The organism is Roseibium porphyridii (genome assembly GCF_026191725.2).
GTDB classification, from domain to species: Bacteria; Pseudomonadota; Alphaproteobacteria; order Rhizobiales; family Stappiaceae; genus Roseibium; species Roseibium porphyridii.
Genome location: NZ_CP120863.1, coordinates 4,938,255 through 4,953,646, shown reverse-complemented (window position 1 = coordinate 4,953,646; position 15,392 = coordinate 4,938,255). Strand labels below are relative to the sequence as shown.

The 15,392-nt window shown below is 56.6% G+C and carries 15 protein-coding genes; 12 read left to right on the top strand and 3 right to left on the bottom strand.

Translation table 11 applies throughout. The features are described from left to right. Positions 1–18: 18 nt before the first annotated feature. From ctaD to K1718_RS22745, 7 genes are all read left to right on the top strand, one after another. Positions 19–1,614, top strand: a complete 1,596-nt coding sequence (gene ctaD / locus K1718_RS22775) for a cytochrome c oxidase subunit I (RefSeq protein ID WP_152503122.1) — start codon at positions 19–21, stop codon at positions 1,612–1,614. Positions 1,615–1,758: 144 nt separating this feature from the next. Continuing rightward, a complete protein-coding gene (locus K1718_RS22770; protein ID WP_265680737.1) occupies positions 1,759–2,694 on the top strand; it encodes a heme o synthase in 936 nt (311 codons plus the stop codon). A 4-nt stretch (positions 2,695–2,698) separates the two neighbouring features. Next, positions 2,699–2,860 (top strand): hypothetical protein, encoded by a 162-nt coding sequence (locus tag K1718_RS22765; protein WP_265680738.1) that lies wholly within the window; start codon positions 2,699–2,701, stop codon positions 2,858–2,860. Positions 2,861–2,871: 11 nt separating this feature from the next. Next, positions 2,872–3,474 (top strand): cytochrome c oxidase assembly protein, encoded by a 603-nt coding sequence (locus K1718_RS22760; RefSeq protein ID WP_152503120.1) that lies wholly within the window; start codon positions 2,872–2,874, stop codon positions 3,472–3,474. Positions 3,475–3,523: 49 nt separating this feature from the next. Further along, positions 3,524–4,396, top strand: a complete 873-nt coding sequence (locus K1718_RS22755) for a cytochrome c oxidase subunit 3 (RefSeq protein WP_152503119.1) — start codon at positions 3,524–3,526, stop codon at positions 4,394–4,396. A gap of 85 nt (positions 4,397–4,481) precedes the next feature. Next, the gene (locus tag K1718_RS22750; RefSeq protein ID WP_152503118.1) at positions 4,482–4,871 is read left to right on the top strand and encodes a DUF983 domain-containing protein; all 390 of its coding nucleotides are present in this window, start codon (positions 4,482–4,484) and stop codon (positions 4,869–4,871) included. A gap of 29 nt (positions 4,872–4,900) precedes the next feature. Next, on the top strand, positions 4,901–5,650 hold the full coding sequence (locus K1718_RS22745) for an SURF1 family protein (RefSeq protein WP_265680739.1): 750 nt from the start codon (positions 4,901–4,903) through the stop codon (positions 5,648–5,650). 47 nt (positions 5,651–5,697) lie between these two features. Here K1718_RS22745 and K1718_RS22740 read toward each other — a convergent pair whose 3' ends face one another. Together K1718_RS22740 and K1718_RS22735 are read right to left on the bottom strand one after the other, a co-directional pair. After that, positions 5,698–6,186 carry a peroxiredoxin gene (locus tag K1718_RS22740; protein ID WP_152503116.1) on the bottom strand — a complete coding sequence of 163 codons (489 nt, stop codon included), beginning with the start codon at positions 6,184–6,186 and terminating at the stop codon, positions 5,698–5,700. 122 nt (positions 6,187–6,308) lie between these two features. Further along, positions 6,309–7,130, bottom strand: a complete 822-nt coding sequence (locus K1718_RS22735; protein WP_265680740.1) for a protein-disulfide reductase DsbD domain-containing protein — start codon at positions 7,128–7,130, stop codon at positions 6,309–6,311. Positions 7,131–7,311: 181 nt separating this feature from the next. Between K1718_RS22735 and K1718_RS22730 the strand changes: the two genes are divergently transcribed. The 5 genes from K1718_RS22730 to K1718_RS22710 all read left to right on the top strand — a co-directional run bounded on the left by K1718_RS22730 (position 7,312) and on the right by K1718_RS22710 (position 14,399). Next, the gene (locus K1718_RS22730; protein ID WP_152503114.1) at positions 7,312–7,908 is read left to right on the top strand and encodes a YqgE/AlgH family protein; all 597 of its coding nucleotides are present in this window, start codon (positions 7,312–7,314) and stop codon (positions 7,906–7,908) included. 190 nt (positions 7,909–8,098) lie between these two features. Continuing rightward, entirely contained in the window at positions 8,099–9,505 is a 1,407-nt protein-coding gene (gene thrC / locus K1718_RS22725; protein ID WP_265680741.1) for a threonine synthase, read from the top strand. 4 nt (positions 9,506–9,509) lie between these two features. After that, positions 9,510–10,799, top strand: a complete 1,290-nt coding sequence (locus K1718_RS22720) for a M16 family metallopeptidase (protein WP_152503112.1) — start codon at positions 9,510–9,512, stop codon at positions 10,797–10,799. 20 nt (positions 10,800–10,819) lie between these two features. Next, complete coding sequence (locus K1718_RS22715; RefSeq protein WP_152503111.1) at positions 10,820–11,458, top strand: GNAT family N-acetyltransferase; 639 nt, start codon at positions 10,820–10,822, stop codon at positions 11,456–11,458. A gap of 31 nt (positions 11,459–11,489) precedes the next feature. After that, positions 11,490–14,399, top strand: a complete 2,910-nt coding sequence (locus tag K1718_RS22710; RefSeq protein WP_265680742.1) for an EAL domain-containing protein — start codon at positions 11,490–11,492, stop codon at positions 14,397–14,399. A 41-nt stretch (positions 14,400–14,440) separates the two neighbouring features. Here K1718_RS22710 and K1718_RS22705 read toward each other — a convergent pair whose 3' ends face one another. Next, positions 14,441–15,364 carry a diacylglycerol/lipid kinase family protein gene (locus K1718_RS22705; protein ID WP_265680743.1) on the bottom strand — a complete coding sequence of 308 codons (924 nt, stop codon included), beginning with the start codon at positions 15,362–15,364 and terminating at the stop codon, positions 14,441–14,443. Between the last annotated feature and the right edge of the window lie 28 nt (positions 15,365–15,392).

The window sequence follows — 15,392 nt, the reverse complement described above, 5'->3', positions numbered from 1 at the left end:
TGAAAGAGGGAGCCCCAAATGGCTGCGACCGAAGCACATGCGGCACATGACCATCCCTACGGATGGCGTCGCTGGGTCTATTCGACCAACCACAAAGATATTGGCCTGTTGTATCTCTTCTTTGCGATCTTTGCCGGGATCGTAGGGGGAGCACTCAGCGTCGGAATGCGCATGGAGCTGCAAGAGCCGGGGATGCAGATCTTCGCTAATGCGCACATGTTCAACGTGTTCACGACGGCACACGGTCTGATCATGATCTTCTTCATGGTCATGCCCGCCATGATCGGTGGTTATGCCAACTACTTTGTGCCGATCATGATCGGTGCGCCGGATATGGCGTTCCCGCGCATGAACAACATCTCCTTCTGGCTGCTTCCTCCGGCATTCCTGCTTCTGGTTCTGTCTCTCTTCGTTGAAGGGCCTCCAGGCGGAAACGGTGTTGGCGGCGGCTGGACGATCTACCCGCCCTTGTCGACCTCCGGCCAGCCCGGTCCGGCAATGGACCTTGCTATCCTGTCCCTGCACATTGCTGGTGCGTCGTCGATCCTGGGTGCGATCAACTTCATCACCACCATCTTCAACATGCGTGCTCCGGGCATGACACTGCACAAGATGCCGCTGTTTGCCTGGTCCGTACTGATCACGGCGTTCCTGCTGGTCCTGTCGCTGCCTGTTCTGGCCGGCGCGATCACCATGCTTTTGACCGACCGTAACTTCGGTACCACGTTCTTCACGCCGTCCGGTGGCGGTGACCCGATCCTGTTCCAGCACCTGTTCTGGTTCTTCGGTCACCCTGAAGTGTATATTCTGATCCTTCCGGGCTTCGGTATCATCAGTCACATCATCTCGACCTTTGCCCGTAAGCCGATCTTCGGTTACCTGGGCATGGCCTATGCCATGGTTGCCATCGGTGTGGTCGGCTTCATCGTGTGGGCTCACCACATGTACACGGTTGGCATGTCTTCCGAGACCCAGGCCTACTTTGTGGCAGCCACAATGGTGATTGCGGTTCCAACCGGGGTGAAGATCTTCTCGTGGATTGCGACCATGTGGGGTGGTTCGATTGATTTCAAAACCCCGATGATCTGGGCTATCGGCTTCATCTTCCTGTTCACCGTTGGCGGTGTGACGGGTGTGCAGCTGGCAAACGCCGGTCTCGACCGTGCGTTCCACGACACCTATTACGTTGTGGCTCACTTCCACTACGTTCTGTCGCTCGGAGCCGTCTTTGCGATCTTCGCAGCCTGGTACTACTGGTTCCCGAAAATGTTCGGCTACATGTACAACGAGACGATCGGCAAGGCGCATTTCTGGATTACGTTCATTGGCGTGAACCTTGTGTTCTTCCCGCAGCACTTCCTGGGTCTGAACGGCATGCCTCGTCGCTATGCCGACTACCCGGACGCGCTGGCTGGCTGGAACTATGTTTCCTCCATCGGATCGTACATCTCGGCGTTCGCAGTCCTGGTGTTCATCTACGGCATTGTCGAGGCGTTCTCCAAAAAACGCGCCGTTGGCAACAATCCGTGGGGCGAAGGGGCGACAACCCTGGAGTGGACGCTGTCTTCTCCTCCGCCGTTCCACCAGTTCGAAACGCTGCCGCGCATCAAGTAAGCGTGGTGTGGAGGATAGTCTCCATCGCATGATCTGCACCGCGCCGGACCCCGGCGCGGTGCCAGTTTGAAAGCCTGACAAGTTCGGTAAGTGCTGGAAACCGGCTGAGAGAACAGGCTGACATGGAAATCAAAGGACGCGCCTATGTCGCTCGTTGAGCGCCAGGAAACAATGAACCAGGACAGCGCCGTTTGGGACGGCGGGATGGGATCTGTGAGCGACTATGTGGCGCTCCTTAAGCCCCGTGTCATGTCGCTGGTCATCTTCACGGCATTCGTTGGCCTCATGCTTGCCCCTGGCAATGTGCACCCTGTGCTTGGTATCGTCGCGATCTTGTGTATCGCAATCGGTGCCGGAGCATCCGGTGCTCTCAACATGTGGTACGACGCAGACATCGACGTCGTCATGACTCGCACGCGCAAGCGTCCGATCCCGGCAGGGAAGATCACACCGGACGAAGCACTTGCCTTCGGCATCACGCTTTCGATCGGTTCGGTTCTGACGCTTGGCCTTCTGGTGAACTGGTTTGCCGGTGCTTTCCTGGCCTTCACGATCGCCTTTTATGTCATCGTCTATACGATGTGGCTGAAACGTTCGACGCCCCAGAACATCGTTATTGGCGGTGCGGCTGGCGCGTTCCCGCCGATGATTGGCTGGGCATCCGTCACAGGCAGCGTAAGCCTGGAAAGCTTCGTACTGTTCCTGATTATCTTCATGTGGACGCCGCCGCATTTCTGGGCTCTGGCTCTTGTTAAAAACGGTGATTACACGGCAGCAAAAGTGCCTATGCTTCCGGTGGTCGCAGGGCCCACCAGCACGCGCAACCACATACTGATCTATTCAATCCTCTTGGCGCCGGTAGGTGTCGCCCCCTATCTGCTCGGATTTGCGAGCCTGTTCTACGGCGCAGCGTCTGCAACGCTCGGTATAATCTTCGTTGCCCTTGCCGCAGATATCTGGCGCAAGCGGGAAGGCGACGCCGCCAAGGCCGCGTGTTGGCGGCTGTTCAAGTTTTCGATCTTCTATCTGTTCATGCTGTTCGCTCTTCTTCTGGGCGAAAGCCTGATCTCGGGGGCCTGATCGCATGGCCGCCGAAGAACAGGGCATCAAGCTGACAGACGAGCAAAAGAAAAAGCGCCGTGCGCGCTCGATTGCGATAGCAGCCGTGTTGGTTGCCATGGTTGTGCTCTTTTACGTCGTTACCATCATCAAGCTGGGACCGAGTGTAATGGACAGGGCGCTCTGATGGAGGAACGCATGAGCCGGGAAGCGGATCAGGATCTGGCCCGTAAGAACCGCAAAGTTGCGGTCATTTGCGTCGGGATGTTTGCTTCGATGGTGGGAATGGCCTACGCAGCCGTACCGCTTTATGACCTGTTCTGCCGGGTCACCGGATTCGGTGGCACTACACAGGTTGCAGATGCCGTCAGCGATGTCGTGATCGACCGGAAGATCACCATCCGTTTCGATGGCAATGTGAACCAGAGTCTTGCCTGGGCATTCAAGCCTGAGCAACGGTCCGTAACCCTCAAGATGGGCGAGTCGGCGCAACTTGCTTACCTCGCAACGAACACGGGCGAGGGACCGAGCGTTGGCACATCCACATACAATGTTTGGCCGCCCGCTGCCGGAGCCTATTTCAACAAGCTGGACTGTTTTTGCTTTACAGAGCAGGCACTTGAAGCTGGCGAGACCGTCGAAATGCCGGTCGTCTTTTTTGTCGACCCTGAGATGGACAAGGATCCTGAACTGAAACACGTGAAGGAAATCACTTTGTCCTATACTTTCTTCCCGGTAGAACAACCGGAACGCCCTGTAGCAGCCCGAGCCGAAAAGCCCGGTGCTGAGACGAAATTGTGAGAATGGCGCGTGAGCGCGATTGAAATGACTGTGTTTGGGGAGCTTGCCGATGGCTGAGGCACATACCAAAAACCACGACTACCACCTGGTGGAACCAAGTCCGTGGCCGTTTCTAGGAGGAGTGGGCGCATTTGTGTTTGCTCTTGGAGCCATCGGCTTCATGAAGTCGGTACAGGGCACAGAGTTTGTTCTGTTCGGAATGAACCTGACTGGCTGGGGCCTGTTCGCCATTGGCCTGTTGGTCATTCTCTATGTGATGTTTGGTTGGTGGCGTGACACCATCAATGAATCGCATCAGGGTCACCACACGCGTGTTGTGTCTCTGCATCTGCGCTACGGCATGTTGCTCTTCATCGCTTCGGAAGTGATGTTCTTCGTTGCCTGGTTCTGGGCCTATTTCGATGCCGCGCTCTTTGCTGGAGAAGCGATCCAGTTTTCGCGGGTCGAGGCGACTGGCGGTCATTGGCCACCCGATGGCATCGAAACATTCGATCCCTGGCACCTGCCACTGCTCAACACGTTGATCCTGCTGTGCTCCGGCACAACGGTGACGTGGGCGCACCACGCTATGCTGCATGAAGACCGCGAAGGCCTGAAATGGGGATTGACGCTGACGGTTCTGCTGGGCGTGCTCTTCACCATCTGCCAGGTCTATGAATATGGCCACGCTGCGTTTGGCTTCAGCGGCAATATTTATGGCGCGACCTTCTACATGGCCACAGGCTTCCACGGCTTCCATGTGGTTGTCGGTACGATCTTCCTGGCTGTCTGTCTGGGCCGTGCGCTCGCGGGTCAGTTCACCAAGGAAAAGCACTTCGGTTTCGAAGCTGCTGCATGGTACTGGCACTTCGTTGACGTTGTCTGGCTGTTCCTTTTCGTCGCCATCTATATCTGGGGCGCGGGTACACCTGCCGCCCATTAGGGCGACATACTAAGAACGACACTTGCGCCCGATCCGGTCAACCGGGTCGGGCGCAATCTTTTAGTGCTCTGGAGTAAGGCGGGCGATGGAAGACAAGGCGCATTTTCCTCCGGTCAATCCGGTACCCGCCGGCCTTTCGGGTAAATGTCCGCAGTGTGGCCAGGGCAATCTTTTTGATGGCTTCCTGAGCGTGAAGAAATCCTGCATGTCTTGCGGGCTGGACTATGGTTTCGCGGATAGTGGTGATGGACCTGCAGTGTTTGTCATCATGTTGGTCGGTTTTGTCGTCGTCGGATTGGTGCTTTTTGTCGAACTCTCGTTCCAGCCACCAGTCTGGCTGCATCTGTTGCTTTGGCTGCCGTTAACTGTCGTACTTGCCGGGTTGGTGCTTCGTCCATTGAAAGGTCTTATGATTGCCCTGCAGTTTCGCCACAAGGCCGCTGAAGGTCGCCTTGACGACGATCAGCACTCCTGACTGAAAGGATTGTCCCGAGGATGGGGCCTATGAGGAAACTCATTTTTCCAACCATTGCGACGTTGATTGCGCTGGCCATTCTGCTCAATCTCGGCTTCTGGCAGCTCAACCGGCTGGCCTGGAAAGAAGCTTTGATCGACAGAGTAAAGGCAGGTGTTTCCAGTCCACCGGTTTCGGCACCTGGCCCAACTGAATGGATGACGCTCTCAGAAGACGACGATTATCGTCGTGTTGAGGTCAGTGGCGCCTTCCAGAAAGGCTTTGCCTATTACTACACGGCGCTGACAGATCCGGTTGGCGCTATAGGCGGTCCCGGGCTGATGGTCTATGTACCGTTCAAATCGGATGAAGGTTGGACGGTTTTTGTCAATCGCGGCTTTCTGCCCCAGGGGTTAGATGACAATCTCCGAGCTGAAGCACTTGACCTGCCTGAAGGCGAAGTCGCCCTGACCGGGTTGTTGCGTCTCAGCGAGAAGCCAAATTGGACGACTCCGGAGCCCGATGAGAACGATCTCATCTGGTTCGCGCGTGATACGGCATCGATGGCTGAGCTTCTGGGGGTCGAAGCCACGGGCCTCGCGCCCTATAGCGTTGACTTGGATGCGGCGTTTACGCCTGCCGCCGGAATGCCTCAGGCTGGCGAAACGATCGTTAGGTTTAAAAACGATCACCTCGGTTATGCGCTCACCTGGTTCGGTCTCGCGGCCACATTGGTGGGCGTCTATTTGACCTGGGCCGCCAGCGTTTTATGGCCTCGAAAGCGCAGGGACAGCGCATAAAAGAGAGCCCTTCCGGGCTCTCTTAACTTGTCGGATATCGCGAAGCTCTAGCCGAGCGCTTCCAAAATAGCGGCGGCACCCGTTTTAGTAGCATCGCCAGGACTGTCTTCAACTGCCAGAAAAGTCACTTCTCCGTCTTTGGCGATTAGTGCGAAGCGTTGTGAGCGCAGATGACCGAAGATGGGTGCTGGGCCGAGCCCGAGACCAACGGCTTCGACAAACTCAGCGCCGGTGTCAGCCAGAAACGTGATCTTGCCACCGGTGTTCGAACCCTTTTCCCAGGCATCCATCACAAAGACGTCGTTGACGGAAACAACGGCGATCTCGTCAACGCCCTTGTTCTTGAGTGTCTCTGAATGTTCGACAAAGCCAGGCAGGTGGTTCATGTGGCAGGTTGGCGTGAAGGCCCCGGGCACACCAAAGAGCACCAGCGTCTTGCCAGTCGTCAGCGCGCTTGTTGTCGTTTCGCCCGGACCGTCCTCGGTCATGATCTTGAACGTTGCCTCCGGGAGGCGGTCCCCAACCTTAAGTGTCATAACTAAATCCCTTGTCCGATGGCTGCAGAAGAAAAATGCAGCCCGGGCCAGAGATAGGGCGGAATCCGGTTCCAGTCGAGGGACACGGCACCAAAAATGAGCGCTTGTGGTTTGACGGCTGTTTATTCCACCCAAGCGGGATCAATCGGTTGCAAAAATTCCGTCGCCCTGCCACCGGATTTAAGTACCAGCCGGAGTGTCCTGTCGTCGCCCTGAGTGGACAGGCCCTTGGTGGACAGATGCCAGGTCGCAGTGTCTGCATCGTGGTTGAACAATTTGGGCAGACCGATGAATGATCCGTGTGGACCGGCAGCAAAGAGGTCCGGCTGTTCCTCAATGCCAACGATGGCATCGATAACCAGCGCTTTCTTGTCTTCAGACAGGCTCACATTCTGGATCTTCAACGTATCGTCGCCTGAAGACGCCGGAACATTGTCCAGGTCGCGCTCGATCAGTTTTGCTGCGAGCTTGTCTTCTACCATGTCCGGGCCGAAATCGAGGCTGAGAACAGCGTCACCCGGAACACAGATGTCCTTGCAGATGCCGAAGAAGAGCTCGATGGAGAAGCGAACCTCACCGGAAGGGTCTTCAGGGGTCACTTTGATCGGCAACACGATGCCGTCGTGATAGACGATCGATTCAGAAAACCCGTCATTGTAGCGCTCAGGCACCGGATAAAGAATCTCGATGTCTTTCAAATTGGCAGTGTTCGAAAGCGTGATTTGCGGCGGAATGCCGGCTTCGCCGGGGTAGCGCCAATAGGTATGCCAGCCCTGTTCCATGAGAAATTCCAGGCCGGCCAGATAGGAGCCGTCCTTCAGAGCGCCAGAGGCAATCAACCGCACGGCGCCACCTTGGACCTCAGTCCAGTCGGTCATGGCGGCGCGCGCCGGAGAAAGGGCCGTCAGAAAGGCGAGCGAAAGGAAAAGCGCAAATCGTTTCATGCTCTTTTGCTACACGACTTTCCGGGAGAGGTCATCGGCCAGATACCCAAATCCGGGTCATATCCTTGTGACGCTGCCGTGAACCTTGAAGCCTGTGAAATTGGAAACTGACATTAACAAACACAACCAAAGGGGCTACACTTCTAGAAGGCAGAGGGCGTCAACAGCAAATGAGGTACGAATGGCTGTAACCGAAGCAACAGATACCCTCGAAGGACAGTTTCTGATTGCGATGCCGAGCATGGCAGACAGCCGGTTCGAACACTCTGTGATTTATGTATGCTCCCACTCAGATCAGGGGGCGATGGGACTGGTTGTGAACCAGGTTGCCAGGCACTTGTCTCTAGAAGAACTCTTGATACAACTGGATATCGTCAATGACGACAGCGCCATCCGGCTGCCGGCCAGCGTACGTGACATGAACGTTCACAAAGGTGGCCCGGTTGAAGTTGAACGCGGATTTGTCCTTCACAGCGACGACTTCATGCTGAACCAGTCGACATTGACAATCGACAACGGCATCTGCCTGACAGCAACACTTGAAATTCTCAGAGCTCTTGCACAGGGCACCGGCCCGGAGCAAGCCATGTTGGCTCTTGGGTATGCCGGCTGGTCACCGGGCCAGCTTGAAAACGAGATACAATCCAACGGCTGGCTTACGGCACCTGCCGATCCGGACATCCTCTTTGATCGGGAATCCGACAGAAAATGGCACCGTGCTCTCGGCAGTCTGGGCATTGATCCGGCAATGCTGTTTTCCGACGCCGGACACGCCTGATCCCTGTCCCACCACAGTCAAGATTTTAGCCAAAAGCGACTTGCGCTTGATTGTTATGGCGCGTAAGTCGCATGTTTGGCATGGTTTGTTTCAAATCCGCTGGCTTTGAAGTAGTCTTCATGTCTGGCAGATCGGGCAAGGGGCTTAAGGGCGCCCCGAAACAAGATCAAATCGAAAGGAAAGTTGCGCGGTGAAATACACGAGCACCCGTGGTGAAGCACCAGTTCTGGAATTTTCCGATGTCCTGCTCCAGGGGCTTGCCCGCGACGGTGGTTTGTATTTGCCGGAAACGTGGCCGCAATTCGATGCCGAAACCATAGCGTCCTTCGCCGGGAAGCCCTATGAGGACGTTGCCTTCCAGGCAATGCAGCCTTTTGTCGGCGGTGACATCCCGGATGACGATCTGAAGTCCATGATCAGCGAAGCCTATCAAAGCTTCAGGCATCCCGCAGTGACGCCGTTGGTCCAGACCGACGCGAACACTTTTGTTCTGGAACTCTTTCACGGGCCCACGCTGGCGTTCAAGGACGTCGCCATGCAGCTGCTTGGCCGCATGATGGATTATGTCCTGGCCAAGCGCGGTCTCCGCGCAACGATCGTGGGCGCGACCTCGGGCGATACCGGTGGTGCCGCCATAGATGCGTTCCGGGGCCGAGATAGAACCGATATATTCATCCTGTTTCCGGACGGTCGGGTGTCCAATGTCCAGCGGCGGCAAATGACGACACCTGAAGATGCCAACGTGCATGCTTTGGCACTGACCGGGAACTTTGACGACTGCCAGGCAATCGTCAAAGGCATGTTCAATCATTTCTCGTTCCGTGATCGGGTCGCGTTGTCCGGAGTCAACTCGATCAACTGGGCACGAATTCTTGCGCAGATCGTCTATTACTTCGTCGCCGGAGCTGCTTTGGGATCTCCGCATCGGAAGGTTTCTTTCACAGTGCCGACGGGCAATTTCGGCGATATCTTTGCCGGCTATGCAGCGATGAAAATGGGACTTCCGGTCGAAAAATTGATCGTTGCGACCAATGTCAACGACATTTTGGCGCGCACTCTTGAGACTGGACGCTATGAAAAGCGCGGCGTGACGCCGACGATTTCACCATCGATGGACATTCAGGTTTCCTCCAACTTCGAGCGCCTCCTTTCGGAAGTGTGTGGCAAGGACGGAGCAGTCGTTCAGCGCATGATGAACCAGCTTGCGCAGTCCGGCAGCTTCACGATCGATGACGGTCCGCTTGCCGATATGCGACGCTCCTTTGGCGCCGGGCGGTGTGATGAAGCACAAACGTCCTCAACGATTGCACGGGTCTGGGAAGACGCGGGATACCTTCTGGACCCGCACACCGCTATTGGTGTGCATGTTGCAAAGGAGCAGAACGATGGTTCTGTTCCCATGGTGGTTCTGGGAACGGCTCATCCGGCCAAATTCCCGGATGCAGTCGAAAAAGCGGCTGGCATACACCCGGAATTGCCGGAAAATCTGAAAGACATGATGAGCGCGGAGGAGCGCCAGCAAATATTGGCGGCAGATCAGGACGTGGTGGAGCGATATATCGAAGATCACGCCCGGGCCGTCACCGCTGGGGTGTGACTATATGAAAGTACAAACAACTGTTCTTGAAAACGGGATGACGGTCGTCACCGACCAGATGCCTTACCTGAAAACAGCGGCGCTTGGGATCTGGGTCCGAACGGGGTCTCGAGCGGAACTGGTGAACCAGAACGGTATCACCCACCTTCTTGAACACATGGCTTTCAAAGGCACGAAATCGCGCACGGCGAGAGGTATTGCCGAGGAAATCGAGGCCGTCGGTGGAGAGCTGAACGCCTCGACCAGTATTGAGCACACCAACTACTACGCCCGCATTCTAGCTGAAGACATGCCGCTGGCAGTAGATATTCTGGCAGACATTCTGCAGAACTCCACATTCGACGCTCAAGAACTGATGCGCGAACAACATGTGATCCTGCAGGAAATCGGTGCGGCCGCCGATTCCCCTGAAGATCAGGCATTTGATCTGTTCCAGTCGACAGCCTGGCCCGACCAGCCGATCGGCAGGCCCATTCTGGGCACGCCGGAGACGGTGCAGGGCTTCAATCGGGACGCGTTGAACACCTATCTGGCGGAACGGTATCGGGCTCCCGACATGGTTCTGGCCGCAGCTGGTGCCGTTGATCATGACGAACTGGTTGCGATGGCCCGGGAAAAACTGGGCGGTTTCAGCAGCGAAGCTGCTTCGCAGGAGTCTGAAGCCCGCTATCGGGGTGGCGAGACCTTGCGCACCAAGGATCTCATGGAAGCTCAGGTGCTCATGGGCTTTGAAGGCAGGCCTTATAAGTCCAAGGATTATTACGCCATTCAGATCCTCGCTTCTGTGCTTGGTGGTGGGATGTCCTCGCGGCTGTTCCAGGAGATCCGCGAAAAACACGGGTTGTGTTACGCAATCTACAGCTTCCATTGGGCGTTTTCCGACACCGGTCTGTTCGGGCTTCATGCTGCGACCAGCCACGAAGACCTCGGCGCTCTGATGCCGATGATTGCAGATGAGCTGGTGTCCGCCACACAGACGATTACGGACGATGAAGTGGCCAGGTCACGCGCGCAGATCCGCGCCGGCCTGATGATGGCGCTGGAAAGCCCTGCGGCACGCGCCGGGCAGATCGCACGGCAGATCCTCGTACATGGACGCGTCCTGGGTCCGGACGAAATCTCGGCCAAGATAGATGCGGTGACTGCTGCGGATATCCGGCGCGTCGCGCACGAAACCTTTGTCGGCGCGACGCCGACACTGACTGCAATTGGGCCAGTTGATGGCATCATGACCGCAGCAGAGCTTGCGGACAGGCTACAACAGGGACCGGTTCTGCAGGCAGCTTCCATGTAATTGGCTGGAGGCGTGTAAGCATGGCACTGCTACGGCCGGGAACATCGCCTGACGCCGAACTGCTGATCGAAGCCGGCGGTTACTTTCTGCGTCCTCCGATCATGTCCGACTATAAGGAATGGTCGGAGCTGCGCGCCGAAAGTAGGAGGTTTCTGAAGCCCTGGGAACCTTTATGGCCTTCCGACGATCTGACAAAGTCAGGTTTTCGCCGCCGTCTGCGCCGTTATGCGAAGGATCGTAAAGAAGGCCGCAGCCTCTCATTTCTGCTGTTTCGAGCCAAACAACACCAGATCCTCGGTGGCCTGACGCTGAGCAACATTCGCCGTGGTGTGAGCCAGACAGCGACCCTCGGCTATTGGATGGGGGAACGGCATGCGGGGAAAGGTCATATGTCTTCCGCGGTCGCCATGATCTTGCCGTTTTGTTTCGGCGTTTTGAACCTTCACCGAATTGAAGCGGCGTGTCTTCCGACCAACATGCCGTCTATCCGACTACTCGAGAATGCAGGGTTCCACAGAGAAGGCTATGCGCGCAACTATCTGTTAATTAACGGGACCTGGCAAGATCATCTCTTGTTTGCCTGTTTGGCGGAAGATCACGCATCGCGGCTGGAAAAGGTGGCACCGAGTGTTGACGGTATCTTGAAAGAATTCTTGTGAGATGCGCAACAACCCGGTAGTTCTTCGCCCCATGTCGCATACGTTACCGGACACACACGTCAGCGTTCTGAAACGCAATGTCATAGCACTGTGGTTGATCTTCGTGATGCTTGTCGCCTTGCCGGCTCAAGCTCTTGAACCGATCCCCGTGCCGATTGACATCGAAGCGCTGGATATCACCAATTCCGTTGAGCTTCACAGGGAAGCGGGGACGCGGCTGCAGGTCTCCACGGCACCCGGTGCTGACGGGATTGTCCGCCGGATCGAGGTTCCCTCGCTAGATGGCACAAACACAAATTGGGCTGTTTTTGCTCTGGCCAACACCAGTGACGAACAAATCGACCGTTTGATTGTCGCGCCGAACTACAAACTTGTCAGTTCCGACATCTTCTGGCCGGACCTCGGCTCCTCGCGTATCGCCACGATTACCCCAAGCCAGGGCATCGCCCCGCAGCGTCAGAAAAGTCTGGAGGCAGATGTTTTCCTTGTGACGCTCGACCCGGGTTCTATCGTGACTTTTGTCGCGGAACTGACAACACCCAATCTGCCTGAAATCCGCATCTGGGAACCGGATGTCTATAAGGAAACCATCAACGCCTACACGCTTTACCGAGGCATTATTCTGGGTATTTCAGGCTTGCTGGCGCTCTTCCTGACGATCTTGTTCGTCGTCAAGGGAACGGTCATGTTCCCCGCAACAGCAGCACTTGCCTGGTCGGTGCTCGCCTATTTGTGTATCGATTTCGGCTTCTGGGGCATGGTGTTCAACCTGGAAGGTGGCGGCAGCCAGCTCGCCAGAGCCTGTGCGGAAGTGATGCTTGCGGCCAGCTTGATAATCTTCCTTTATGCCTATCTCAATCTCAATCGTTGGAACATTCACTATTCTCACCTCGCATTGACGACATTGATCCTCATTCTGGGGCTCTTGGGCGTTGCCGTCTGGGATCCGTCGGTCGCCGCCGGTATTGCGCGGCTTTCATTGGGTGTGATTGGCGTTCTGGGTTTCGTGACAATCGCGGTGCTGGCCTTTCAGCATTACGACAGGGCAATCCTGCTCATCCCCACCTGGTGTCTGTTGATTGCCTGGCTGATTGGCGCCGCCATGTCCGTGACCGGATATCTTGGCAACGACATCGTTCAACCGGCGCTGGGTGGTGGTCTGGTTTTGATTGTTCTTCTGATTGGCTTTACAGTGATGCAGCACGCCTTCGCGGGCGGAGCCATCGCGCAGGGCCTGATCTCCGATGTGGAACGCAAAGCCTTGGCGCTGACCGGGGCAGGCGACATCATCTGGGATTGGGATATCGACCGGGACCGGATCTTTACCGGCAACGAAGTTGAAGACCTTCTGAGCCTCAAACACGGCACGCTGGAAGGACCGGCCCGCGATTGGCTGGACGTGCTGCACCCGCAGGATCGCGATCGGTTCCGCGCGACGCTCGATGCTGTGATCGATCAGCGCCGTGGTCGTGTGATGCAAACGTTCCGGCTGAGATCTGAAGATGGTCATTTCCGTTGGTTCCGGCTGCGTGCGCGGCCCATCATAGGTTCTGACGGCGAGGTCATCCGTTGCGTCGGGACGCTCTTGGATGTTACCGAAGAACGCACGGCGGAAGAGCGGCTGCTGCATGATGCGGTCCATGACAACCTGACCGGGTTGCCCAACCGAGAGCTCTTTGTCGACCGCCTTCGTACAAGCGTTGTCCGTGCGAAGGCTGAGGAAACGTCCAAACCGACAATTCTGGTTTTGAACCTCGACAGGTTCAAACAGGTCAATGACAGCATAGGACTGTCGGCCGGTGACAGCATTCTTTTGACAGTCGCGCGGCGTCTTGGCCGTCTGATTGGCCAGCAGGACACATTGGGTCGGCTGTCAGGCGACCAGTACGGTCTGGTGCTCTTGTCGGAACAGGAGCCAGACAGAATTGTCGCGCTGGCTGATGCTTTGCGCAAGGCGGTCCGTGCACCGATCACCTTCGGCGACCGGGAGATCTTTCTGACCTGTTCGGTCGGCATCTCGTTTTTTGAGGGCGGCAAGCAGGGTGTTGAGGACATGCTCACCAATGCCGAGATTGCGCTCAATCACGCAAAGCGTCTTGGTGGGGACCGCCAGGAGGTCTTCCGTCCGATCCTGCGCCCACTCGACAAGAACATCGTTGATCTGGAAGCAGATCTCAGAGAGGCGATCAAGAAGGAGACACTTGGTGTTTTCTTTCAGCCGATCATTCGTCTGGAAGATCAGGCTGTCGCCGGATTTGAGGTTCTTGCTCGCTGGAACCATTCAAAGCGCGGCAAGATTTCTCCATCGGAATTCATACCGGTTGCCGAGCAGTCAGGCCTGATCAACGAACTCGGCATGTATATGCTGGACAAGGGCGCGCAACAGCTTGCGCATTGGCAGCGAGAGTTTCCGATGCAACGCCCGCTGTTTGCGTCGGTCAACCTGTCCTCGCGTCAGCTGCTCAAGCAGGACTTGATCAACGATGTGAAGGCGGTGTTGTCCAGAACGTCCCTGGAACCGGGAACGCTCAAGCTTGAGCTGACTGAGTCCCTGCTCATGTCGAACCCCGAATACTCCGCGAAGGTTCTGGAACGGTTGCGGGGTCTTGGGGCTGGACTGTCGCTTGATGATTTCGGCACCGGCCATTCTTCGCTGTCTTACCTGCAACGGTTTCCGTTCGACACGATCAAGATTGACCAGTCCTTCGTCAAACCCAACGGGTCGTCAGCGCGGCCTGTTCTACTCAGGACCATCGTTGCCATGGGGCATGATCTGGGCATGCAGGTGGTTGCGGAAGGGGCTGAGAGCGAAAACGACGCCCTAGAGCTTTATCAGCTTGGCTGTGAATATGCGCAAGGCTTCTTCTTCGGGGAAGCGGTCTCCGCCTCTGAGGCCACGAAGATCCTGCGCAAAATGCCAGCAGAAGCCGAAAGCGCCTGACAAACGGTCCGCCATTGAAGCGATTGTCATGCGTGCCGGGATTAAGGCACGAGAATTGGCACCGTCTTGTCAGACGCCTGGATTTCCAATGGCGTCGCGCCAAAGGGGTCGCCGTCCACCTGCGCTGCAACTGTTCTGCCTGCCTTGATCGATGCAACGTTGAACGGTCTCACCGTGGCCCCCTTCGCCTTGTGCAGACGCCCGCTTAGAAGAGCCATCGTATAGCGTATGGACGACCATGGGTCGTCTCTTTCCAGTACCAGCATGTAAAGACCTGGATCGGTGGCACCACCAGGCGAGATCACAAACGGGCCACCATAGCGGTGTGCATTGCATGCGACGGCGAATTTGCCACTGAAATGTTCGCCGTCCAGCGTGACGTCCAAAGGGGCGCTTTTGCGTCTCAGTCCAATGCGGATAGCGGTAACCACATAAGCAAGCTTGCCGAAACGGCGCTTCAGAGAAAGCGGGACGCCGTGAACAACTTCTGCATCGAACCCGGCCGACGCCATAAGGGCAAAGGGCCTGCCATTAGCAATGCCGTAGTGTAGAGGCTTTGTCTTTTGGGCAAGGATCATTTCGGCGACAGCAGCAGCGGTGCGTGGCAATGACAGCTCCAGTGCCAGCACATTTGCCGTGCCGGTGGGGATCACGGCGAGTTGTGGCGGGGCAGGGTGATCCTGGAAACCGGTAAGCGCTTCGTTGATCGAACCATCGCCGCCTGCAACGACGAGTGTCTGGACCGCCAATGCAGGGTCAGCACATGTTTCGCCAATCTCTCCGGCACGCTGCGTCAGGCGGATTTCCGTCGAACGCCCTTGTCGTTCCAACCGTTGTCGAACGTCCTGGAGAAACGGGGCGTCATACCCGCCAGATGTCGGGTTCGCCATTATGAGCACCTTGCCGTTTGAATGCGGCTCGGGCCGGCGTGGTTCAGCCGGTGCTGCCCCCCTGGTATCGCTCACTCGAAATCCTCTGTTGCACGAACAGATC